The 22494-nt window shown below is 69.2% G+C and carries 24 protein-coding genes and 1 pseudogene; 3 read left to right on the top strand and 22 right to left on the bottom strand.

Going from position 1 to position 22494, the window contains the following annotated elements:
- Positions 1-57 precede the first annotated feature (57 nt).
- From MUG78_RS13390 to MUG78_RS13325, 14 genes are all read right to left on the bottom strand, one after another.
- Positions 58-831, bottom strand: coding sequence for an HAD-IIB family hydrolase (locus MUG78_RS13390; RefSeq protein ID WP_246995558.1), 774 nt, complete (start codon positions 829-831; stop codon positions 58-60).
- Between the two features lie 10 nt (positions 832-841).
- Positions 842-1801 carry a hydroxymethylglutaryl-CoA lyase-like TIM-barrel protein gene (locus MUG78_RS13385; RefSeq protein WP_246995557.1) on the bottom strand — a complete coding sequence of 320 codons (960 nt, stop codon included), beginning with the start codon at positions 1799-1801 and terminating at the stop codon, positions 842-844.
- Positions 1798-2997 carry a CaiB/BaiF CoA transferase family protein gene (locus MUG78_RS13380; protein WP_246995555.1) on the bottom strand — a complete coding sequence of 400 codons (1200 nt, stop codon included), beginning with the start codon at positions 2995-2997 and terminating at the stop codon, positions 1798-1800. The genes MUG78_RS13385 and MUG78_RS13380 overlap by 4 nt, the downstream gene beginning before the upstream one ends.
- Positions 2994-3515 carry a hypothetical protein gene (locus MUG78_RS13375; RefSeq protein ID WP_246995553.1) on the bottom strand — a complete coding sequence of 174 codons (522 nt, stop codon included), beginning with the start codon at positions 3513-3515 and terminating at the stop codon, positions 2994-2996. The genes MUG78_RS13380 and MUG78_RS13375 overlap by 4 nt, the downstream gene beginning before the upstream one ends.
- A 62-nt stretch (positions 3516-3577) precedes the next feature.
- Positions 3578-3985: a VOC family protein gene (locus MUG78_RS13370; protein ID WP_246995552.1), complete on the bottom strand. Its 408-nt coding sequence runs from the start codon at positions 3983-3985 to the stop codon at positions 3578-3580.
- Between the two features lie 89 nt (positions 3986-4074).
- Positions 4075-4479 (bottom strand): helix-turn-helix domain-containing protein, encoded by a 405-nt coding sequence (locus MUG78_RS13365; RefSeq protein ID WP_246995550.1) that lies wholly within the window; start codon positions 4477-4479, stop codon positions 4075-4077.
- On the bottom strand, positions 4479-5705 hold the full coding sequence (locus MUG78_RS13360; protein WP_246995548.1) for a winged helix-turn-helix domain-containing protein: 1227 nt from the start codon (positions 5703-5705) through the stop codon (positions 4479-4481). Before MUG78_RS13360 ends, MUG78_RS13365 begins: the two co-directional genes overlap by 1 nt.
- Positions 5695-6213, bottom strand: coding sequence for a dihydrofolate reductase (locus tag MUG78_RS13355; protein ID WP_246995546.1), 519 nt, complete (start codon positions 6211-6213; stop codon positions 5695-5697). The genes MUG78_RS13360 and MUG78_RS13355 overlap by 11 nt, the downstream gene beginning before the upstream one ends.
- Positions 6214-6243: 30 nt before the next feature.
- Positions 6244-7050, bottom strand: a complete 807-nt coding sequence (locus tag MUG78_RS13350; protein ID WP_308221361.1) for a thymidylate synthase — start codon at positions 7048-7050, stop codon at positions 6244-6246.
- 36 nt (positions 7051-7086) lie between these two features.
- Positions 7087-7539: a flavodoxin family protein gene (locus tag MUG78_RS13345; protein WP_246995544.1), complete on the bottom strand. Its 453-nt coding sequence runs from the start codon at positions 7537-7539 to the stop codon at positions 7087-7089.
- Position 7540: 1 nt separating this feature from the next.
- Positions 7541-8032 carry a hypothetical protein gene (locus MUG78_RS13340; RefSeq protein WP_246995542.1) on the bottom strand — a complete coding sequence of 164 codons (492 nt, stop codon included), beginning with the start codon at positions 8030-8032 and terminating at the stop codon, positions 7541-7543.
- Between the two features lie 3 nt (positions 8033-8035).
- On the bottom strand, positions 8036-8788 hold the full coding sequence (dapB, locus tag MUG78_RS13335) for a 4-hydroxy-tetrahydrodipicolinate reductase (protein ID WP_246995540.1): 753 nt from the start codon (positions 8786-8788) through the stop codon (positions 8036-8038).
- 108 nt (positions 8789-8896) lie between these two features.
- Positions 8897-10390 carry an amidase gene (locus tag MUG78_RS13330; RefSeq protein ID WP_246995537.1) on the bottom strand — a complete coding sequence of 498 codons (1494 nt, stop codon included), beginning with the start codon at positions 10388-10390 and terminating at the stop codon, positions 8897-8899.
- The gene (locus tag MUG78_RS13325; protein WP_246995535.1) at positions 10387-10839 is read right to left on the bottom strand and encodes a MarR family winged helix-turn-helix transcriptional regulator; all 453 of its coding nucleotides are present in this window, start codon (positions 10837-10839) and stop codon (positions 10387-10389) included. The genes MUG78_RS13330 and MUG78_RS13325 overlap by 4 nt, the downstream gene beginning before the upstream one ends.
- 93 nt (positions 10840-10932) lie before the next feature.
- On the opposite strand from MUG78_RS13325, the gene MUG78_RS13320 reads away from it, so the two are divergent.
- The gene (locus tag MUG78_RS13320; protein ID WP_372493234.1) at positions 10933-12396 is read left to right on the top strand and encodes an MFS transporter; all 1464 of its coding nucleotides are present in this window, start codon (positions 10933-10935) and stop codon (positions 12394-12396) included.
- A 66-nt stretch (positions 12397-12462) separates the two neighbouring features.
- On the top strand, positions 12463-14508 hold the full coding sequence (locus MUG78_RS13315) for a neutral/alkaline non-lysosomal ceramidase N-terminal domain-containing protein (protein ID WP_246995534.1): 2046 nt from the start codon (positions 12463-12465) through the stop codon (positions 14506-14508).
- A 50-nt stretch (positions 14509-14558) separates the two neighbouring features.
- On the opposite strand, the gene MUG78_RS13310 is transcribed toward MUG78_RS13315, so the two are convergent.
- The 5 genes from MUG78_RS13310 to MUG78_RS13295 form a co-directional block, all read right to left on the bottom strand.
- Positions 14559-14786 carry a hypothetical protein gene (locus MUG78_RS13310; RefSeq protein ID WP_246995532.1) on the bottom strand — a complete coding sequence of 76 codons (228 nt, stop codon included), beginning with the start codon at positions 14784-14786 and terminating at the stop codon, positions 14559-14561.
- Positions 14787-15111: 325 nt separating this feature from the next.
- Positions 15112-17331 carry a polyribonucleotide nucleotidyltransferase gene (locus MUG78_RS13305; protein WP_246995530.1) on the bottom strand — a complete coding sequence of 740 codons (2220 nt, stop codon included), beginning with the start codon at positions 17329-17331 and terminating at the stop codon, positions 15112-15114.
- 496 nt (positions 17332-17827) lie between these two features.
- On the bottom strand, positions 17828-18097 hold the full coding sequence (rpsO, locus tag MUG78_RS13300) for a 30S ribosomal protein S15 (protein WP_246995528.1): 270 nt from the start codon (positions 18095-18097) through the stop codon (positions 17828-17830).
- 90 nt (positions 18098-18187) lie between these two features.
- Positions 18188-18319 (bottom strand): hypothetical protein, encoded by a 132-nt coding sequence (locus MUG78_RS18150; protein WP_281499841.1) that lies wholly within the window; start codon positions 18317-18319, stop codon positions 18188-18190.
- Between the two features lie 39 nt (positions 18320-18358).
- Entirely contained in the window at positions 18359-19324 is a 966-nt protein-coding gene (locus MUG78_RS13295; protein WP_246995526.1) for a bifunctional riboflavin kinase/FAD synthetase, read from the bottom strand.
- A gap of 41 nt (positions 19325-19365) precedes the next feature.
- On the opposite strand from MUG78_RS13295, the gene MUG78_RS13290 reads away from it, so the two are divergent.
- Entirely contained in the window at positions 19366-20046 is a 681-nt protein-coding gene (locus MUG78_RS13290) for a metal-dependent transcriptional regulator (RefSeq protein ID WP_246995524.1), read from the top strand.
- Positions 20047-20087: 41 nt separating this feature from the next.
- On the opposite strand, the gene MUG78_RS18450 is transcribed toward MUG78_RS13290, so the two are convergent.
- The 3 genes and pseudogenes from MUG78_RS18450 to truB all read right to left on the bottom strand — a co-directional run bounded on the left by MUG78_RS18450 (position 20088) and on the right by truB (position 22472).
- Positions 20088-20279 carry a carotenoid oxygenase family protein gene (locus MUG78_RS18450; protein WP_372493292.1) on the bottom strand — a complete coding sequence of 64 codons (192 nt, stop codon included), beginning with the start codon at positions 20277-20279 and terminating at the stop codon, positions 20088-20090.
- A gap of 109 nt (positions 20280-20388) precedes the next feature.
- Positions 20389-21510, bottom strand: a pseudogene (locus tag MUG78_RS13285) (carotenoid oxygenase family protein); the annotation flags it as partial.
- Between the two features lie 62 nt (positions 21511-21572).
- A complete protein-coding gene (truB, locus tag MUG78_RS13280) occupies positions 21573-22472 on the bottom strand; it encodes a tRNA pseudouridine(55) synthase TruB (RefSeq protein WP_246995520.1) in 900 nt (299 codons plus the stop codon).
- Positions 22473-22494 lie beyond the last annotated feature (22 nt).

The following is a 22494-nucleotide window of genomic DNA, read 5'->3' as shown; positions in this document are numbered from 1 at the left end:
CTAAGCGCCGTTCCTGTCCGGTCGCTGTGGGTCGCCTGCCGGTGTGCTGGAGGTGTGTCAGGCGCCGCGGACGATGGGCGCGAGCTTGGCGTAGGTGTCTTCCCAGCCGTGCACCGGGATCGAGTCGATGCCCAGATCCATCACGGGGCGGTCGTTGCCGCCCTCGTCGAGACGGTCGCCGAAGAACAGGATGTCGTCGGTGGTCAGGCCGAGGATCTCCATCAGGCGGCGGGCGCCGTACGCCTTGTCGATGCCCTTGGCGGTGATATCGACGGAGGTGGAGCCGCCGCTGCGAACCTCCAGGTCGGGCAGACGCTCGGCGGCGTAGGCGCGCAGCGACTCCTTCTTACGGCCGTCCGGATCCCACGCCGTCTTGGCATCGACGGGCGCCGACTGGCCCAGCGCGCTGAAGGTGATCTGGCTGCCGCGATCCTCCAGGATCGGGCCCCAGGTCTTGCTCTCCCACAGGCCGAGTTCCTTGGCGCCTTCCTCGACCACGGCGAGTGCGCGGGCCTTCTGGTCGTCGGACAGCTCTTCGGCGTAGACGGTCTCCCACTCCGGGTCCGCCCAGCGCAGGTAGCGGGTACCGTTGGTCGGCATCAGGTGCAGGTTGCCGCGGTGCTCGAACGCGCCGAGCCGGTCGAGCACCTGGGTCTGGAACTGACCCATCTGGCCGCCGGAGATGATGCAGCCGAGGGAGGCGGCGAGCATCTCGCGGAACAGGTCGACCATCTCGTCGGCCATCGCCGTCTTGGACGGGGCGAGGGTGTCGTCGAGGTCGAACATGACCAGCTTGTAGGTCTTGCCGTTGTGCGTGAGTCCGTCAGCCATGCCGGGAACCTTAACCGAGAGCGCCGTCGGGGTTCTGCACGGTAGTGCGATTGACCCACGGGAAGGCCTCGGCGTTCGACGCAGCGCCCTCGGCCGCGCGGGACCGCGAGGTCTCCCCGAGTTCGGCGAGCAATCCGTTCCCGGCGTCGACGAGTGCGCCGAAGCGGGCCGGGGTGAGCCAGCCCGGGCGCAGCGCGAACAGCAGGTCCTCGGTGGCGGTGTTGCCGCTGGCGCCCGGTGCGAACGGGCAGCCGCCGAGGCCGCCGAGCGCGCCGTCGACCATCGCGGCACCCGCCCCGACCGCGGCGAGGGCATTGGCCACGCCCATCCCCCACGTGTCGTGGCCGTGGAACACCAGGCGCCGTTCACCGGCCGGATGGGCGGCTGCGGCGAACAGTTCGGCCACCTGGCCCGGGTACGCCTGCCCGAGCGTGTCGGCCAGCACCACGTCGACCGAGCCTGCGGTGCGCGGATCGGCGACGATCTCCAGGACCCGATCGGGGTCGACGGCGCCGTCGAACGGGCAGGTGAAGGCGGTGGCCAGGCACAGTTCGAGGCGCCCGCCGACGGCTTCGGCGTGGGCGACCGCGTCCGGCATCGCGGCCAGCGAGTCCTCGGTGAGGCGGCCGATGTTGGCCTGGTTGTGGGCGTCGGACACCGAGAAGCAGTACTGGAAGTTGCGGGCGCCGGCGGCGGCCGCCTTCGCCACGTGCCGCGGGGTGGCCACCCAGATCCAGCAGTGCTCCAGTTCCTCCGGGGTCAGCGCCTCGATCAGTGCCAGGCTGTTGGCCATCGGCGGCACCAGGTCGCCGCGCGCCATGGACCCGATCTCCAGTTCGGTGACGCCAGCGGCCAGCAGGGTGCGCACCAGCGCCGCCTTGGTGTCGACGTCGAGGAGCCCGCCGGTCAATTGCAGGCCGTCGCGCAGCGTCACGTCGCGCACCACCGTCGAGCGCGCCGTGCCCGTCACAGGAATCGCTCCCGGATCTCGTCGGTGTGCTCACCGATCTCCGGGCCCAGCGAGCGGATCGGCAGCGACTGTCCGCCGAGAACCGGCACCACTCCGGGGAAGCCCACGCGCACCGGCTCGGCCGCGCCGGTGTCGACGTCGAACTCCTGAATCATGTTGCGCGCCGAGTATTGCGGGTCGGCGACGATGTCGGCGGCGGTGTAGATCGGCCCGGCCGGCACGCCCGCCGCGTCGAGGGCGGCGAGGACCTCGTCGCGGGTCCGCGCGCCGGTCCACGCCCCGATCGCGTCGTCGATCTCGTCGCGCCGGTACCAACGGCCGTCGTTGTCGGCGAGGCCCGGGTCGTCGGCCAGATCGGCGCGGCCGATGGCGCGCATGTAGCCGCCGAAGATGCCGTCGGCATTGCCGGAGATCACCACCGAGAAGCCGTCGCCGCACACGTAGGCGTTCGACGGCGCGATGCCCTGCATGCGGCCACCGGTCCGTTCGCGGCGCACGCCGTAGGCCCCGAGGTCGGGGATCAGCGACTCCATCATCGAGAAGATGGCCTCGTGCAGCGCCACGTCGACGACGCGGTCGGCCACCGGCAGCGGCTCGGCGGCGGCGTCGCGGCGGCGCAGTCCTTCGTACAGCGCCATGACCGCGCCGAACGCGCCGTAGAGTCCGGCGATCGAGTCGCCGATGGACACGCCGGTGCGCACCGGCGGGCGGTCGGGGTCGCCGACCAGTTCCCGGAAGCCGCCGTAGGCCTCGGCGACGGCCGCGAAACCGGGCCGCTCGGCGTACGGTCCGGTCTGCCCGAAGGCGGAGATCCGCACCAAGATCAGCTCGGGATTGTCGCGGCTGAGTTCCTCCGGCCCCAGGCCCCACTTCTCGAGGGTGCCGGGCCGGAAGTTCTCCAGCACCACGTCGCAGTGTCCGGCGAGGGTGCGGACGTCGTCGCGGCCCTCCTCGGTGCGCAGGTCGAGCACCATCGACTTCTTGTTCCGGTTGATGGTGCGGAACAGCATCGACGTCTCGCCGGCGTACAGGCGCCAGTTGCGCAGTTCGTCGCCGCTCTCGCGTTCGATCTTGATCACTTCGGCGCCGAAGTCGGCCAGCAGCCGACCGGCCGACGGGGCCGCGATGTAGCTGCCCAGTTCCAGCACCCGCACACCGGCCAGCGGCAGGCGCGGCGACGACGGTGCGCCGGTCATGGCTGCGGCTCGTCGTTGACGTCGACCACGGAGTAGGCGGGGTTGCGGATCAGGGCGTCGATCACCGAGATGAAGGCGTCGGCGGCGGCCACCGATCCGAACTCGGCGAGGTCGTGCGGTTCGGTCTCCGGGTCGAGCAGGCCCAGCACGTCACCGTCGACGCTGGGCACCACGCGCAGGCGCCGCATCGAGTGCCCCGCGATCCGGACGGCGGCGTTCTCGTCGTCGAGCAGCTCGTCCGGGGTCACCCACTCCACCCCGGCGTGGTCGGTGCCCGCCCCGGACAGCACGCCGTCGCCGCCGATCCGGGCGTGTTCGGGCATCGCGATGATGTGCTCGATGAGGCGCGCGGCACGCCGCGCGGACTCCTCGTCGTAGGCGAAGGCCAGGGCGTCCCACTGGCCGGCGTCGTTGTAGAGGACGGCGTACTGCTCCCCTTGCGCCGCGACCGCGAGGTGCGCGGCGGTGCCGCCGGGCAGCGGGGTGTGCCATTGGCCGTAGATCTCGATCTGACTCACGCCTACTGACCCTACGGCCCCGCGCGGGGCGCGCGGGACCGCAGGGAGGGGGTCGGGCGGCGTCAGGAGGCGGCGTTGACCCGGATCATGTTCCCGGCCGGGTCGCGGAACGCGCAGTCGCGCGGGCCCCACGGCTGCTCGGCGGGCTCGGACAGCACCTCGGCGCCGGTCGCGACGACGCTCTCGAAGACGGCATCGAGATCGGCGACGGTGAAGATGTACGGCCCCATCACGCCCTTGGCGACCAGGGAATGCAGCGCCAGGGCGTCCTCGGGCGAGCGGCCGGCCGCCGGTTGGGACAGCACGATGTCGCCGGCGCCGTCGGCCGGGCCCAGGGTGACCCAGCGGAGTTCGCCGTTGGGGACGTCGAGTTTCACCTCGAGTCCGAGGCCGTCGCGGTAGAAGGCGAGCGCGGCCTCCATGTCGTCGACGGTGATGGGAGTGGCGGTGAGGGCGATCGAAGTAGTCATGTCCTCCACGGTAAAACCCTGCGCGGCCGCTGCGCTTCTCCGATCCTGCTCGGTTTCGGCCGCGGCCTGCTCGGTTGCCGCCGCGTGGCTCAGTACCAGGGCATGGGGCGCGCGAGCACCTTGGTGATGCACGACGGCAGGGCTTCCATGCCGTGGTGCGGGCGTGCCCGGTACGACGACGGCGTCTCCCCCGCGATCTGGGTGAACCGGCTGCTGAACGAGCCGAGCGAGGAGAACCCGACGGCCATGCAGGCCTCGGTGACGCTGGAGCCTGCTCGGAGCAACGCCATGGCCCGTTCCACCCGGCGGGTCACCAGATAGCCGTAGGGCGTCTCGCCGTAGGCGGCCTTGAACTCGCGGGAGAAGTGCGCCGGCGACATCAGCGCGCGGTCGGCCATCGCCGGCACGTCCAGCGGTTGGGCGTAGTCGCGGTCCATCAGGTCGCGGGCACGGCGCAGGTGCGCCAGCGTCGCCGGTGACGGTTGCTGCGCCATCAGGCCGCCACCGCCTGCCGCAGCAGCGGGGCGAGGTCGCCGCACGGCTGCACGTCGATCGCGTCGAGGCCGCGCCAGCGGGCCAGTGCGGCCAAGTCGTCGGCCAGGCCGTGGGCGACGGCGCCGAGATCGGCGTCGTCCTCGTGGTGGGCGGCCAAGACCTGCAGCACGCCGGTGCGGCGATCGGCTTTGAGGTCGACGCGGGCCTGCAGCCGGCCGTCGTGCAGGTAGGGCAGCACGTAGTAGCCGTGCACGCGTTTGTGCGCGGGCACGTAGATCTCGATGCGGTAGTGAAAGCCGAAGAGCCGAAACGTCCGCGGGCGGTAGAAGACGAGCGGGTCGAACGGCGACAGCAGGGTCGAGCGCGCCGGTCGGCGCGGGATCTTCACGTCGGCGTGCAGGTAGGCCGGTTCGTTCCAGCCGTCGACGGTCACCGCGGTGAGGGTGCCGTCGTCGAGCAGGTCGCCGAGCACGGCGCGCACGTCCGCGGTGGCCAGGCGGTAGTAGTCGGCGAGGTCGGCGACGGTGGCGACACCGTGCGCGGCGGCCGCCCGGCGCACCAGCTCGGCGATCGCCTGCTTTCTGGGAATGTCGGCGGCGACGCGCTCGGCCCCGACCACGCGCTCGGCGAGGTCGTAGTGGCGCACGAAATTGTCGTCGCGCACCGCGGACAGCGTGCCGCCGGCGAACAGCGCCTCGCAGACGTTCTTCACTTCGCCGCGTTGCCACCAGGAACCCGGTGCGGAGCCGGACCGGTCCACGCCGAGCGCCGTCTCCAGACTGCGCGGAGTGCTCGCGCCGGCCTCGGTGATCGCCGCGAGGACGTCGTTCTTCAGAGCGGGGTTGCGCGCCAAGGCTTCTCGGACATGGCGCCAGCGGCCGCCTGCGAACTCGGTCATCCGCCAGCCGAACAGCGGCCAGTCGTCCACCGGGATGAGCGCGGCCTCGTGCGCCCAGTACTCGGCCAGCAGACGCGGTGCGCGGGCCGTCGACCGCCAGGCTGCGGTATCGAGGAGCTGGTCGTCGTAGGCGCCGAGCCGACTGAACGCGGGCAGGTAGTGCGCCCGGGCGAGCACGTTCACCGAGTCCATCTGCAGCAGCCGCGTGCGGCCCAGCACCCGCTTGAAGTGCGCTCGCGTCGGCGGCCCCGTCGGGGCCGGATCGGTGAATCCTTGTGCCGCAAGCGCAATCGCGCGCGCTGCGGGCGCCGAGAGGTCAGTGGGCACGGGCCTCGGCGGCCGGGTAGTGGATACGCCGGTATTCGAGGAAGCGGTACAGCGTGCCGGTCCGTGAACGCTGCCAGTCGGTGGCGGCGGCCTCCTCCCAGGTGCCCGGATCCACCGCGGGCGCGAAGGCATCGGCGCCGTCGACCAGCATGCCGATCTCGGTGACTCGCAGCCGGGTGGCGTGTTCCATTGCGGCGCTGTAGATCTCGCCGCCGCCGATCACCGACGCCACCCCGCCCACCAGATCGAGGGCGGACGCGAGATCGCTGGACACCTCGGCGCCGTCGGCGGCGTAGGTCGCGGAGCGCGTGAGGACGATGTTGCGTCGTCCCGGTAGCGGACGGAACCGCACCGGCAACGACTCCCAGGTCTTGCGCCCCATGATCACCGCGCCGGTGCCGGTGGCCTCGCGGAAGTGCGCCATGTCTTCGGGCACGCTCCACGGGATCGCGCCGCGGCGACCGATGGCGCCCACCCGATCCTGTGCCCAGACCAATGCGATGTCCATGTCCGGTCGTCCTCCTCTGGCTCGGTCGCGTTACACCGCCACCGGCGCCTTGATGGCGGGGTGGGAGGTGTAGTCGACCACCTCGATGTCGTCGTACTGGTAATCGAAGATCGAATCCGCCTGGCGCAGTCGCAGTGTCGGCGGTGCGAACGGCTCGCGGCTCAGCTGCTCACGGACCTGGTCGACGTGGTTGTCGTAGATGTGGCAGTCGCCGCCGGTCCAGATGAACTCGCCCACCTCCAGGCCCGCCTGCTGAGCCATCATGTGGGTGAGCAACGCGTAGGACGCGATGTTGAAGGGCACGCCGAGGAACAGGTCGGCGCTGCGCTGGTACAGCTGGCAGCTCAGCTTGCCGTCGGCCACATAGAACTGGAAGAACGCGTGGCACGGTGGGAGCGCCATCTGCGGGATCTCCCCCACGTTCCACGCCGAGACCATGTTGCGGCGCGAATCGGGGTCGGTCCGCAGCAGGTCGAGGGCGGCCTGGATCTGATCGATGTGCTCGCCCGAGGGCGTGGGCCAGTTGCGCCACTGCACGCCGTACACCGGGCCAAGCTCGCCGTCCGGCGACGCCCACTCGTCCCAGATGGTGACGCCGTGGTCCTGCAGCCATTGCACGTTGGAGTCGCCGCGCAGGAACCAGAGCAACTCGTACACGATCGACTTGAGGTGCACCTTCTTGGTGGTCACCAGCGGGAAGCCCGCGCTCAGGTCGAAACGCAGCTGCGCGCCGAAGACGCTGCGGGTCCCGGTTCCCGTCCGGTCGGCCTTCTCGGTACCGGTGTCCATCACCCGACGCAGCAGATCCTCGTACGGGGTGGGGATAGTCGTGCTCACGGTGCCGAGTGTACTGACCTACGGGCGGTCGGCACCTTAAGCCATCAGCTGCGCCGCGACCGTGGCGCCCAGTTCCCAGCAGGCCTGAAGTTCGTCCTTGGACGGCTTGTTCGACACGATGAGGTAGTCGGCGGCCTTGGTCCAGCCCAAGCCGGTGGTGATCGAGTCGACGGCCCGCACTGCTCCCTCGCCACCCTCGTTGGAGTGCAGGTACAGGCCGAACGGGCGCCCCTGCGTGGAGTCGAGGATCTGGTAGTAGCTCACGTCGAAGGCGTGCTTGAGGGCCCCGGAGATGTAACCCAGGTTGGCGGGAGTGCCGAGCAGGTAGCCGTCGGCTTCGAGGAAGTCGGTGGCCGTGACCGCCAGCGCGGCCCGTCGCACCACCTCGACCCCCTCGATGTCCGGGTCGGCCGCACCGGCGATCACCGCCTCGAACATCGCCTGGCAGTGCGGCGACGGCGTGTGGTGGACGATCAGCAGGCGGGCCATGTCAGCTCTGTTCCTGCTTCTCCTGCTGGGCGGCGCGGTAGCCGGCCGCGGCGCGGCCCATCATCTCGCGGGCGCGCTTGCGGTCGCCGGCGTAGTCGTAGGCGCGGGCGATGCGGAAGGTGCTGATCCAGTCCGACGGATCGGCCTCCCACTCGGCCTTGACCTGCGCGAACAGCGCATCCGCGGCCTCGACCTCGATCCGACCGGACGGGCGGTGCGGCAGGTCGTCGACCTTCAGCTCACGACCGGCGTCGACCACCGCGGCCGCCATCCGCTGGTGCTCGATGCCGGCCTGCAGGGTCCGCACCAGAATCCAGATACCGACCACCGGCAGGAGGAAGACGCCGACGCCCAGCGCGATGCCCACCGGCGTGCCGGCCTGAATCAGGCGCACCGCGTTGCGGCTCAACAACCAGAGGTAGACCACGATGGCCACCACCATGAAGCCGATCATCAGCACGATCGGCCGGGCATCCTTCTGCTTGGCTGCCATCGGCTACAGGTCCATGAACTGGTCGAGTCCCACCGTGAGGCCGGGGTGCGCCGCGATCTCGCGCACGCCGAGCAGCACGCCGGGGACGAACGAGGTGCGGTCCATCGAGTCGTGGCGGATGGTCAGCGTCTCCCCCTGGGTGCCCAGGAGGACCTCCTGGTGCGCGACGAGCCCGGCGAGACGCACCGAGTGCACGCGCACACCGTCGACGTCCGCGCCGCGCGCGCCCTCGAGTCCGGTGGAGGTGGCGTCGGGCATGGGCGCGCTACCGGCCCTGGCGCGGGCGGCGGCCACGAGCTGGGCGGTGCGGCCGGCCGTGCCCGACGGCGCATCGGCCTTGTGCGGGTGGTGCAGCTCGATGATCTCCACCGAATCGAAGTACGGCGCCGCCTTCTCCGCGAAGTACATGGACAGGATGGCGCCGATTGCGAAGTTCGGCGCGACCAGGACGCCGACACCCGGCGCCCCGCTCAGCCACTTCTCGACCTGCGCGAGGCGCTCGGCGGTGAAGCCGGTGGTGCCGACAACAGCGTGAATCCCGTTGTCGATGAGGAACTTCAGATTGTCCATCACCGCATCGGGATGGGTGAAGTCGACGACCACCTGAGTCTTCGACTCGACCAGCGCGGTCAGATCGTCGCCGAAGTCGACGCCCACGGTGAAGTCGGTGTCCCCGGCGGCCTCGACGCCGGCGACGATCGCCTGCCCTACTTTGCCCTTGCTGCCCAGCACTCCGACCCGGATCGCACCGCTCATCTACTCCACCTCTTGCCGCTCGACATCGTTGCCATCGAGTCTAGGTGCATCGCGTCCGGACGCCGGCAGCGGCGACGGCCGCGGAGGTCGCGGGAACCGCTTCGCCGTCTACTTCGCCGGTGTCGGGCGGGCCGGAAAGCGGTCGATCCACGGCCGGGCGGCCTCGAGCTGCGCTGCCAACTGCAGCAGTGCGCCGTCGGCCCCGAGCCGCCCGTTGAACTGCACGCCCAGCGGCAGGCCGTCGTCGGCCCAGTACACGGGCACGTTGATCGCGGGCCGTCCGGTGAGGTTCGCCATCTGGGTGTACGGCACCCAGCCGAGGTTCTCCTCGATCATCTGGTCGATGATTCCGGACTTGATCAGGGCCTTTCCGCCATGCACGCGGTGCGCCACACGAGCACCCGCCTGCAGGGCCTTCGGAGTGTCCAGAGCGCCGATCCTGATCGGCTTCTGCGCGATCGTCGGAGTCAGGAAGTAGTCGTGGTCGGTGTAGAAGCGCTCCATCGCGTGGGTGTATTCGGCGATCTCGCCGAGCGCCCGCAGCGCGGCGACAGCACCGTTCGCCCTGCCCACTTCGACCATCGCCAGGGTGTCGGCCTCGAAGTCGAAATCGCCGGCGCCGGTGCGCTCCTTGATGTCGGCGACGTCGGCGGCGAGGTGTGCGAACCAGATCGTCAGGAACGTCTGCGCGAGTGCTTTGTCGTCGTACGGCGGGTCGACGGCCACCACGTCATGACCGAGTTCGGTGAGCAGTTCCGCGGTCGCCTCGACGGCGGCGAGCGCATCCGTGGAAGCCTCGCCGCTGATCGCGGACCGGGCGGAGTAGCCGATCCGCAGCCGGCCGGGCGCCTCGGCGATCAGTTCGGCGAAAGGCCGTTCCGGCTGCGCCGATTGGTAGTCGGCCAGTGGATTCGGGCCGACGATGGCGTCGATCAGGCCCGCGGTGTCCCGCACGGTCCTGGTCACCACGCCCTGCACCGCCATGCCGAACATCGGCTCCCCCGTGTGCGGTCCATACGGAGCGAGGCCACGACTGGGCTTGAGACCGACGAGCCCGTTGCAGCCCGCCGGAATACGGATCGACCCGCCGCCGTCGTTCGCGCCGGCCGCGGGCACCACCCCCGCAGCCACCGACGCCGCCGAACCGCCGGATGACCCACCGGTGGTCCGCGAGGGATCCCACGGGTTACGCGCCGGTCCCCACAGGTCGGATTCGGTGATGCCCTTGGCGCCGAGTTCGGGAGTGTTGGTCTTACCCAGGATCACCAGACCGGCGTGCAGAAACCGGTCGGTCACCAGAGCGTTCTGGGATTCCACCACGTGGCGCAGCGCCTTGGAGCCCGACGTGGTCGGGTAGCCCTTGTATTCCTGCGCCAGATCCTTGATGAGGAAGGGCACGCCGGCGAACGGCCCGGACAGCTCGCCGGCCACCTGGCGGTCGGCGGCGACGGCGGTCTCGATGACGACGGCGTTGAGCGTCGGATTCACCTCGCGTATCCGAGCACGGGCCAGCTCCAGAAGTTCTTCCGGCGTCACCTGTTTATCCGAGACCAATCCGGCCAGAGCCGTCGCGTCGTAGGCCATGTACTCGTCGAGGTTCATTCCTTCAGTGCACCACTAATCTGCCGCCCGTAGGCGGCAACGAACCTTTCCACGAGGTCGACCAGTACGGCCGCGTCCGACGGCCCCAACTGCGCCAGCGTCTCGTCGATCACGTCGAGTGCGCGCTGCGCGGCGGCGTCGAACGCGGCCCGCCCGATCTCGGTCAGGTGAACGCAGTGCGCGCTCGAGTGGGGCACCCGCTCTTTGGCGAGCAGTCCGGCATCGACCGCGGCATTGACCTGGCGGTTCACCGTCGACCGTTCCAGCCCGAGCGCCCCGGTGATCTCACTCAGGGTCTGCGGCCCGGACTCCACCAGCAGCCACAGCAATCGAAGGTCGGCGGCGCCGATGCCCCCCTCTTCCCGACGATGCCGCCGATAGGTCTCCATTCGGGCCAAAGCCCCCGCAAGCCGACGACTCTGATCGTCGCCCACCGTGTCCTGCGTCACGTCGAACCTTCCTGGGTTCTACCTCGAACCATCAATGTGTAACCTACACAATTTAGCTGTGTAACTTACACACAGCGGATAAGGACAACCTACGTGAATCTCCCCGGCAAGGCCGCGACCCCGCGCGCCACCAGCTCGGTGAACCCGATCCTGATCATCGGCGTCTTGGGCCTTTCGAGCCTCTTCGCCTCGCTCATGCAGTCGCTGGTGATCCCCATCCAGGTGGAACTCCCCGAACTGCTCGGCACCTCGTCGTCGAACGCCTCCTGGGTGGTCACCGCCACCCTGCTCGGTGGCGCGGTGGCGATGCCGGTGGCCGGTCGCCTCGCCGACCTGTTCGGCAAGAAGCCGGTGCTGGTGACATCGGCCCTCATCCTCCTTGTCGGTTCCCTCATCTGCGCCCTCTCCGACTCACTGGCGCCGATGCTCGTCGGCCGCGTCCTGCAGGGCCTGGCCATGGGCTACATCCCGGTCGCCATCAGCTTCGTGCGCGAAGTGGCGCCCGTGCGGATGATCAACACCGCGGTGGCCGCCATCAGCGCCATGCTGGGCGTCGGCGGCGCCCTGGGCCTGCCGCTCGCAGCCTGGATCGCCGACTCGCTCGACTGGCACGCACTCTTCTGGGTCTCGCTCGGCCTGGCCGCGGTGATGGCACTGCTCTCGCTGTTCCTGCTCCCCCATGTGCGTGACGCCCAGGAAGGGTCCTTGGACTGGCTCGGCGCGATCGGCCTGGCGACTGGTCTCGTCGCCTTCCTCGTCGGCGTCTCCAAGGGCAACGATTGGGATTGGACCAGCGGCCTGACCCTCGGCCTGCTGATCGGCGGCGTCGCCGTGCTGCTGCTCTGGGGCTGGTTCGAAATGCGCAGCGACGATCCGCTGGTGGAACTGCGCACCCTGTCGCAGCGCCCCGTGCTGATGACCAACCTCGCCGCCGTCCTGATCGGCTTCGGTATGATGGCCCAGGCCATCGTCGTCCCGCAGCTCCTGGGAATGCCGGCGGCCACCGGATTCGGCCTCGGCCAGTCGATCCTGGCCACCGGCCTCTGGATGGCGCCGGGCGGCCTCATGATGCTCGTGTTCGCACCGGTGTCGAGCAAGCTGCTGTCCACCATCGGCGGTCGACGCACCCTCGCCCTCGGCGGCTTCGTACTCGCCGGCGGCTACGTGTTGGCCGTCTTCCTCACCGGCGCGCCCTGGCAGCTGTTGATCGCCACGTGCATCGGGTCGGCGGGCGTGGGCATCGGCTACGCCGCGATGCCGACGTTGATCCTGGAGAACGTGCCGCCCGCCGAGGCCGCCGCCAGCGTGGGCCTCAACGGTCTCGCCCGCTCGGTCGGGACCACGCTGGCCGGCGCGGTGATGGCAGTGGTCTTGACCAGCAACACCATCGACCTCGGCGGACACCCGCTACCGACGCTGGACGCCTTCAAACTGTGCTTCATCATCGGTGCGGCCGCGGCAGCGATCGGCGCAGCCTTGGCCCTGTTCGTCTACCCCCTGCGCGGCAAGAAGATGTCCGGACAGGAGCTGCAGGACGCCATCGACGCACGCGCGTGACAGCGGTCAACGGCGGTCGGCTATCCTGACGCGAGTTAGAACAGGTTCTATTTCTCGGGAGCATCGTTGTCCGACTTCTCGCGCCGCAGTCTTCTGCAGGCCACCGCCGTCACCGCTGTCGGAGTCGGAGCCCTCGCGGCGACCGGCAGCATCGACTCTCCGGCGGCCGCCGAACCCGGCGGCTCCGGCTACCTGGTGGGCGCGGGCAAGGGCGACATGACCGGCGCGATCGCGGGCCAGGGCATGATGGGCTACTCGGATGCCGAGCAGGTGGCCGAGGGCCTCCTGCAGCGCACCTGGGCGCGCGCCTACGTCATCGCCGACGCCGCCACCGGCCACCGCGTCCTGTTCATCACCGCCGACATCGGCTGCGTGTTCACCTCGCACCACATGCGGTTGCTGGCGGAGCTGCGTCGTCGCTACGGCAACCTGTACAACGAGCACAACGTCAACATTAACGCCACGCACAACCACAACTCGTGCGGCGGTACCTCGTGGGACTACGCGTACACGCTGGCGTCGATGGGCCACCGGCACAACTCGTTCGAGGCCGAGCTCGCCGGTCTGCTCGAGGCCGTCGCGCAGGCGCACGACTCGCTGGCACCGGGCACCGTCGAGCTCGGTTTCAGCGAACTGCACAATGCCAGCGCGAACCGTTCGCAGCCCGCGTTCGACCGGAACCCGGCGGCCGACCGCAAGTACTTCCCGGAGAAGATCGACCCGCAGGTCACCGCACTGCGGCTGCGTCAGGGCGGCACGTCGATCGGTGAGATCGTCTGGTTCGCCACGCACGGCACGTCGCTCACCGACGCCAACTTCCAGATCGGTCCGGACAACAAGGGCTACGCGTCGTACCTCGCCGAGCAGCGCGACGGGACCGCGATCGTGGCGCACGCGCAGACCAACGCCGGCGACATGACGCCCAACCTGTGGCTGCGCAAGATGAATCCCGGCGGCCCCACCGAGAGCAACCGCACCAACAACATCATGATCGGTCAGCGCCAGGATCACGCCGGGCAGGCCGCGCTCGGCGCCGCCCGCCCGATCCGCGGTGGCATCGATTCGGCCACCAAGTACGTGAACATGGCGGACACCCGAATCGACGGCGCCTACACGCCCAACGGCAAGGCCGCCCGCACCGCCCCGGCCATGATGGGTCTGGCCTCCGCCGCGACCAGCATGGAGGACAACACCCGGAGCCAGCTGGCGATCCTGAAGGAGGGCATGCGCAATCAGCTGACCCTCGCGCTCGGTGCCGGCGCGGTGCCGACACCGGATCCGTGGATGGTCTACGCGCAGGCGCCCAAGGCCGAGCTGTTCCCGCTCGGCATCCTGCCCCCGCGCTCGTGGGTGGAGCAGAATCTGCCGATCCAGCTGATCCGCATCGGTGATCTGGTGCTGGCCGCGATGCCCGCCGAGTCGACGATCGTCGCCGGTCTGCGGATCCGTCGTATCGTCGCCGACGCGCTGAAGGTCCCGCTGGAAAACGTTCTGCTGCAAGGCTATTCGAACGGCTACAGCCAGTACGCCACCACGCCGGAGGAGTACGGCGAGCAGCAGTACGAGGGCGGCGCGACGCTGTTCGGTCGCTGGACGCTGTGTGCGTACATGCAGGAGTTCGACCACCTCGCCCGCGCCATGGCTCGCGGCCGTCGCGTGCCCGTCGGCACCCGGCCCAGCGACCGCAGCGGGCTGCAGCCCGACCTGCTCGGCGCCCAGCCGGCCGACACCCCGATGCCGGGCAAGCGCTTCGGCCAGGTGGTCTCCAAGGTGCCCGGCAAGGCGAAGCCCGGGGCCACCGTCGCCGTCGACTTCTGCGGCGCCTACCCCACCAACAAGATCCGCCGCGGCCGCAACACCAAGGGCTACTTCGCCGTCGAGAAGCACACCGACACCGGCTGGCAGGTGGCCTACGACGACGACCACGAGTCCACCGAACTCAAGTGGGTCCGCCCCGGCGGCAGCCCGTCGGCCTCCAAGGTCACCGTGACCTGGCGCATCCCGCGCTCGGCGGCCGGTCGCTACCGAATCCGCTACTACGGCGACGCCAAGGCGGCGTCGGGCAAGCTCACCGAGTTCAGCGGCAACTCCGGCCCCATCGAGGTCGGCTGACCCCGTAGGTTCGTCGACCGGTCGGCATCCCCGACCGGTCGACTACGGCGTCATCGCCGCAGCGACGTGATGGCGACGACGAGCGCGCTCACCAGAATCACCGCGAGGAACCGGTCAACGGTCTTGTCGTCGCCGGCGTCGACGCTCAGCAGCGTGACCAGCGCAGCCAAGAACAGCAGCAGCGCGGCCAGGTAACGGAGGCCCGTCTGCCGGTCGAACCTCTCGCTGCGGCGCTCAGTCGCCTGCGCCGTGCTCACGGACTCCCGATCGTCGCTCATCTCCCCAGTCTCCCCCACACCTTCGCCCCACCACGCACCATCCCTCCTCCGCGTACGAGTTCTCAGAGTTCTGGCGTCCACGCCCCGAACCTTCCCCGCATACCGCAGGCGCACACCGCGCCGCCACTCCCCTCCCCGACCATTCTTCCCCGCGTTTCGCGACTCTGTTGCCGGGTCGAGCGCGGGGCTCCGTCGGCGACCCGGGAGCAGGGTCGCGACACGCCAGAATCGGGCGGGGTGCAGACGACTCCGGCCCGCGGCTCCCAGTGGGAGTCGCGGGCCGGAGTGGCGTTACCGGGCTAGCCGGTCATGCTGATCAGCGAGATCAGGCGTCGGCGGGAGCCTCGGCCTGCACCGGAACGAGGCTGATCTTGCCGCGCTCGTCGATGTCGGCGATCTCCACCTGCAGCTTGTCGCCGACGTTTACCACGTCTTCGACCTTGCCGATGCGCTTGCCGTTGCCCAGCTTGCTGATGTGCACCAGGCCGTCACGACCGGGCAGCAGCGAGACGAAGGCGCCGAACGGAGCGGTCTTGACGACCGTGCCGAGGAAGCGCTCGCCCACCTTGGGGAGCTGAGGGTTGGCGATGGCGTTGACCTTGTCGATCGCAGCCTGCGCCGAGAGACCGTCGGCGGCGCCGATGAACACGGTGCCGTCGTCCTCGATCGAGATGTTGGCGCCGGTCTCCTCGGTGATACCGTTGATCGTCTTGCCCTTGGGGCCGATCAGCTCGCCGATCTTGTCCATCGGAATCTTGATGGTGGTGATCCGCGGAGCGTACGGGCTCATCTCGTCCGGCTCGTCGATCGCCTCGGCGATGACGTCCAGGATGGTCTGGCGAGCCTGCTTGGCCTGGCTCAGCGCGCCGGCCAGGACCGACGACGGGATGCCGTCGAGCTTGGTGTCCAGCTGCAGAGCGGTCACGAAGTCCTTGGTGCCGGCGACCTTGAAGTCCATGTCGCCGAAGGCATCTTCGGCGCCGAGGATGTCGGTGAGGGCGACGTAGCGCGTCTCGGTCTTGCCGTCGATGGTGACCTCGTCGGAGACCAGGCCCATGGCGATACCGGCGACGGGAGCCTTCAGCGGCACACCGGCGTTCAGCAGCGACAGGGTCGCGGCGCAGACCGAGCCCATCGAGGTGGAGCCGTTGGAGCCGAGTGCCTCGGACACCTGACGGATCGCGTACGGGAACTCTTCCACGCTCGGCAGCACGGGCACGATAGCCCGCTCGGCGAGCGCGCCGTGGCCGATCTCGCGGCGCTTGGGCGAGCCCACGCGGCCGGTCTCACCGGTCGAGTACGGCGGGAAGTTGTAGTGGTGCATGTAGCGCTTGGAGGTCTCCGGCCCGAGGGAGTCGATCTGCTGGGCCATCTTCACCATGTCCAGGGTGGTCACACCGAGGATCTGGGTCTCGCCGCGCTCGAACAGCGCCGAGCCGTGGGCGCGCGGGATGACGCTGAGCTCCGCAGACAGCTCGCGGATGTCGGTAATGCCGCGGCCGTCGATACGGAAGTGATCGGTGAGGATGCGCTGGCGCACGACCTTCTTGGTCAGCGAACGGAACGCACCGCCGATCTCGCTCTCGCGGCCTTCGAACTTGCCGCCCAGCGCCTCGAGGACATCGCCCTTGAGTGCGTCAGTGGCGTCGTCGCGCTCCTGCTTGCCCGCGATGGACAGCACCTCGCTGAGGCGATCGGTCGCGAACTCGGCGACGGCGGCGTAGACGTCGTCCTGGTACGGGAGGAACAGCGGGAACTCGCGGGTAGCCTTCGACGACGCGGCAGCCAGCTGCTTCTGCGCCTCGCACAGCTGCGCGATGAACGGCTTCGCGGCTTCCAGACCCTCGGCGACGATGGTCTCCGAGGGCGCCTGGCCGCCGGCCTCGATCAGCGCGAGCACGTTGTCGGTGGCCTCGGCCTCGACCATCATGATGGCGACGTCACCGGCGTCGGTGACGCGACCGGCGACGACCATGTCGAAGACGGCGCCTTCGAGCTGCTCGACGGTCGGGAACGCCACCCACTGGGTGCCGATCAGCGCGACGCGGACGCCGCCGACCGGGCCGGAGAACGGCAGACCGGCGATCTGCGTGGACGCCGAGGCCGCGTTGATCGCGACGACGTCGTACAGGTCGTTCGGGTCGAGCGACATGATGGTCTCGACGACCTGAATCTCGTTGCGCAGGCCGTCGACGAAGGACGGGCGCAGCGGACGGTCGATCAGACGGCAGGTCAGGATCGCGTCGGTCGACGGGCGGCCTTCACGACGGAAGAACGAGCCCGGGATACGTCCGGCGGCGTACATCCGCTCTTCGACGTCGACGGTCAGCGGGAAGAAGTCGAAGTGATCCTTCGGGTTCTTCGACGCGGTGGTGGTGGAGAGGATCATGGTGCCCTCGTCCAGGTAGGCGACGACCGAGCCGGCGGCCTGCAGGGCCAGACGGCCCGTCTCGAAACGGATGGTCCGCGTGCCGAACGAGCCGTTGTCGATCACACAGGAGACCTCGGTGATGGTCTCGTCGAATTCTTCGATGACATCAGTCATGGAGTGGGTAAAACCTTTCGTTGCGCGGAACGAACTGTGCGTACCGCGAGATATGCAGCAGCGGCCCTGCGCGGATGCGCAGCGCCGAAACGAGAACTGCTAGAGAGTGGCCGGAATGTGTGCCGCGACTTCTGCGGCTCGCCGTGTGCGAGCCTGCGGCATGCGACGGCCTTCGATCGAAGCAGCCGGACCGTCGACGATTCCCTGACACGGGAATCCATGAACAGTCCGGCAGCCACTACCGAAAACCGGTCTGCCTACACGTCCGAAACACCGTCACCAGTGCGTCGTTCCCGGCAATTCTAGCACTTGACGACCACAAACACCCTTCAGACGACGCCGACACCGCAGGCGTGATCAGGCCCACTGCGCGATCGGGATCCCCAGCGCGGCCTCCGATCGGCCCGCGGCGGCCATCCCTCCTGCCTACTGCAACGACGACGGCCGCCGCACCGGAATGGTGCAGCGGCCGTCGAAGAGAACTTCGCGAGGTCGGTCAGCGACGCAGGCCCAGGCGCTCGATGAGCGCACGGTAGCGGTTGACATCGACGCTCTGCAAGTACTTGAGGAGACGACGACGACGGCCGACCATCAGCAGCAGTCCGCGACGGCTGTGGTGATCGTGCTTGTGGAAGCGCAGGTGCTCGGTGAGGTCGGTGATGCGCTTGGTCAGCAGCGCGATCTGTGCCTCGGGCGACCCGGTGTCGGTCTCGTGGACGCCGTACTCAGCGAGTACGGCCTTCTTCTGCTCAGCAGTCAACGACATGGTTGATCTCCTCTTTCAGTCCCGTGCCCATGGATCTCCGCACAGGCGGAGGGCGTGCCACCACGGACTGCAGCAACGCCTCGTGGGACTCTACCAGCCGGGGCGACCCGAACCCGCATCGCCGGTGAGCACCCGGCTCGTCTCGTCCGACACCGACAGGCCGATCACGTTCACGGGCACCGCATCCTCCAGCGACCACACGCCGATCGCCAGGGCGAGCACCCCGAGGCGGGCGCCACCGGGACGGACGTCACCGGGTCGCTAATCGTCGACGCCGAGGATCACACGGGTGCGGTCCACGTCGTCGCGGATCGCCGCGATGAGCGCGTCGAGGCTGTCGTAGGCGTCCATGCCGCGGATGCGGCTCACGAAGTCGACGGCGACGTGCTGGCCGTAGACGTCGACGTCCACATCGAGGATGTAGGCCTCCACGGTGCGATTGCGGCCGGAGAACGTCGGATTGGTGCCGACCGACACCGCCGCCGGGTACCGCCGCCCGATCACCATGCCCTGGGGCTCGTTGGCGCTGGGCAGCACGGTGAACCAGGCCGCGTACACCCCGTCGCCGGGGATCGCGGCGTGCACGGTCGCGGCCACGTTCGCGGTCGGGTAGCCGAGGTCGCGGCCGCGCTTGGCGCCGTGCACCACGACGCCCTCGACGCGGTGCGGGCGGCCGAGCGCTTCGGCGGCGAGTTCGACGTCGCCGGAGGACACGCACGAGCGGATGTAGGTGGACGAGTAGGTCACCGCGTGCTCGCCGAAGAGGGACACACCGGTCACCTCGAAGCCGAACCGCTCCCCCAACTCGGTGAGCTTGGCGACGTCGCCGAGCGCCTTGTGCCCGAAGGTGAAGTTGTCACCGACCACCACCGCCGCGGCGTGCAGCTGCTCGACGAGGACCTCGTGGGCGAACTCCTCCGGCGACTGCGCGGCGAGCGTCGGCGTGAACGGGATGACGCAGAACACGTCGATCCCCATCTCCTGCGCCAAGTCGGCACGCCGGTGCAGCGTCGACAGCTGCGGCGGGTGCGTTCCCGGCCGCACCACTTCGGACGGGTGCGGATCGAATGTCATCAGTACCGACGGAATGCCGCGCTCGGCGGCGGCCCGCGTGGCCGCCGCGATCAGCTGCGCATGTCCGCGGTGCACCCCATCGAACACACCGATGGTGACCACGCATCGACCCCAGCCCGGAGGCACGTTCTCCAACCCTCGCCATCGCAACACGCATCCAGGGTACGGCCCCGCAGTTGAGTAAGCTCACCACCATGCCCCACACACGTCCGGTCGGTGACCTCACTGCGGTGACCCAGGATTATCTGAAGGCCATCTGGATGTCCCAGGAGTGGAGCGAGGTCAAGGTCACCACCAAGCTGCTGGCCGAGAAGTTGAGCATCTCACCGTCGACCGCGTCCGAAGGCATCCGCAAACTCGCCGATCAGGGCCTCGTGGAGCACGAGCCGTACGGTGGCGTCTCGCTGACCGACGACGGCCGGCTCGCCGCGGTCGCCATGGTGCGCCGTCACCGTCTGCTGGAGACCTACCTGGTCCGCGAACTCGGCTACGGCTGGGACGAGGTGCACGGCGACGCCGAGGTGCTCGAACACGCCGTGTCCGACGTACTGATGGCGCGGATCGACGCGAAACTCGGTCACCCGCAACGGGATCCGCACGGCGACCCGATTCCGGCGGCCGACGGTCAGGTCCCGCGCGCCGAGTCCCAGCGCCTCGTGGACCTGGAGGTGGGCGCGCGCGCCACCATCGCACGGATCGGCGAGGACGATCCGGAGATGCTGCGCTACTTCCAGGAGATCGGCATCGACCTGGACTGCGCCGTCGAGGTGGTGGAGAAGCGACCGTTCGCCGGCACCATCTCCATCTCGGTGGACGGCGGCGAACTGATCCACCTCGGCGACATCGCCGCCCGCAACATCTTCCTCAACGTCTGACGCGCCGCGCGGCACCGCAGTTCAACCTGCCATCGCCTGGCTCACGCCGGGACATAGGTGCCGTGAAAGCCCATCGGCAGGTGGTGCGGCAGTTCCGCGGTCGCCACCGGACCGTCGCCCAGACGCTCGGTGTCGAGCACCAGCAGGCGCGAACGTGCTTGCGACGCAACGTGTTCCACCGACAGCAGCCACCCGGCACCGCGATCGGACCGGGCCGGGTCGGCGGCGAACAGCGGCTCGCAGACGCTGTGCCCGGTGCCCGGCGGCCACCGTGTACGTCCCCACGCCGCCGGCGGCGTGGTCCACCGCGACGATCGAGTCCGGCGCTCCCGCCGGCACCGAAGCCGCCGCCACGTACGTGGCCGGGTGTTCGGCGGTCTCGAAGCGGTGATCGATCTGCGGGAACTCGCACCCCAGACCCTCCAGCAGCGGCTCCCGGTGCACGCGTCCGCTCGCGGTGATGCGAATGCGCTCCAGCCGCCCGCCGAACGCCGTGCCGTCCTCGGTCTCGTAGTCGCGCACATGCTGATTCCAGCCGAGCCAGCCTTCGCCGGGGTCGTGGCTGACGATCTCCACCACCACGTCGCCGCCCGGTTCCTCGTAGGCGTTGTTGGCGTGGAAGTGGAAGAGCGCGTCGGTCTCGAGGATGCGCGCCTTGCCCCCGTCGCGCGGGATCAACGCCACGCGCGTGCCCAAGTCCGCGTTGAACGTCAGACAGTTGTCGATCGAGTCCAGACCGAGGAGAGCACTGATCGGCCGCCCCACCACGATGGGGTCGACGAGGAAGACCAGGTAGCGCTCGGTGATGGCGAAATCGTGACAGAACGACGGTCGACTCACCGGGAAGGTCGCCAATTGCGTCAGGGTGCCCGACCGATCGCGGCGATAGCAGCGGATCATCGGACGCGGGAACACCTCGATGCCGAAATTGAACATCTCGCCGGTGCGCGCGTCGATCTTCGGGTGCGCGGAGAACGCGCCGAGGAGCTTCAGCGCGCCGTCGAAGTCCTCGCGACCGAGGGTGGCGAGCGTCTCCGGATCCAGCCGGTAGGGTCGCCCGCCCTCCCACAGCGAGAACAGGCCGCCGGCGTGCGCCACCACATTGGTGTTGGAGACGTTGGCCGGCATGCGAAAGATGTTGGCCGCCAAGCCACCTGGGCGCAGGGTGCCGATGCCGCGACCGATCCAGTCCTGGGACGCCTTGTTGAAGTGGCGGGTGCGGACATAGCGATTGCGGAAGCCGATGCCGTCGTCGTCGATCGCGAACCGGGACACCATGCCGTCGCCGTCGAAGATGTGCCCGAGGCGATGGCCGCCGATCTCCAGTCGGCCCGGCCCGATCCGGTACAGCACCCCGCGCAGACCGTCGGGAACGGCACCGGTGAGGTCGTCGACGCGGTAGTCGTGCTCGGAGGTGAGCGCGTCCCACGGACCGCTTCCGACCTCTGCTGCTGAAGCCACCATGAGTCAGCTTCGCACAGTTAGAGACAGATGGATAGATCTGTCTCTACATTCGAGAGGGAGGGTCAGCGGAGCGTGGCCGGACGCACCACCATCACCGAGGCCGCGCGACGACCCTTCTCCTGCACCAGCGCGATGGCTTGACCAGCCGGGTCGACCACCGTGTAGATCTCCTTGCGGCCGATCGGCTCCAGCCATCGGCCCTGGCTGATCGATTCGGCCTCGTCGTCGGAGATGTCGCGGTGCGGGAAGCAGAGTTTGGCCGCGGCGTCGATCCCCAGGCTCACGCCGGGTTCGGCGATCACCTCGTCCAGGGTGCGTGCGTGCGCCAGCGTGAACGGTCCCACCGCGGTGCGGCGCAGCGCCGTCAGGTGTCCGCCCACTCCGAGGTCGGCGCCGAGATCCCGTGCGAGAGAACGGATGTAGGTGCCCGCCGAACAGTCCACCTCCACGTCGAGGTCGACGAACTCACCGTCGCGCCGAATCGCGAGCACGTCGAACTTCGCGACGGTCACCGGCCGCGGAGGCAGATCGAACTCTTCGCCGGTGCGCACCAGTGCGTGGGCCCGTCGCCCGTCCACCTTGATCGCGCTCACCTTGGCGGGTACCTGCTGCAGGTCGCCGGTCAGCGCCGCCACGCCGACCGCGATCTGCTCGTCGGTGACGGCCGATGCGTCGGCGGACTCCACCGTCTCGCCCTCGGCGTCGTCGGTGGTGGTGGATGCGCCCAGGCGGATGGTGGCGGCATAGCTCTTGGTGGTCAGCGACAGCAGGCCGAGGAGCTTGGTGGCCCGTTCGATACCGATCACCAGGACGCCGGTCGCCATCGGATCCAGCGTGCCCGCGTGCCCCACCCGGCGAGTGTCGAATGCCTTGCGGCACTGGGCGACCACGTCGTGACTGGTCATGTCGGGCGCTTTGTCGATCACCAGCAGCCCGGCGTTTTCAATGGAGAGGTCGGCCATGCCCCCAATGATGCCAGCCGTG

This window comes from Gordonia alkaliphila, assembly GCF_023017165.1.
In the GTDB taxonomy this organism is placed as follows: Bacteria; Actinomycetota; Actinomycetes; order Mycobacteriales; family Mycobacteriaceae; genus Gordonia; species Gordonia alkaliphila.
Note: the sequence above shows the minus strand (reverse complement) of the source record. Positions and strands in the feature narration are given on the sequence as shown.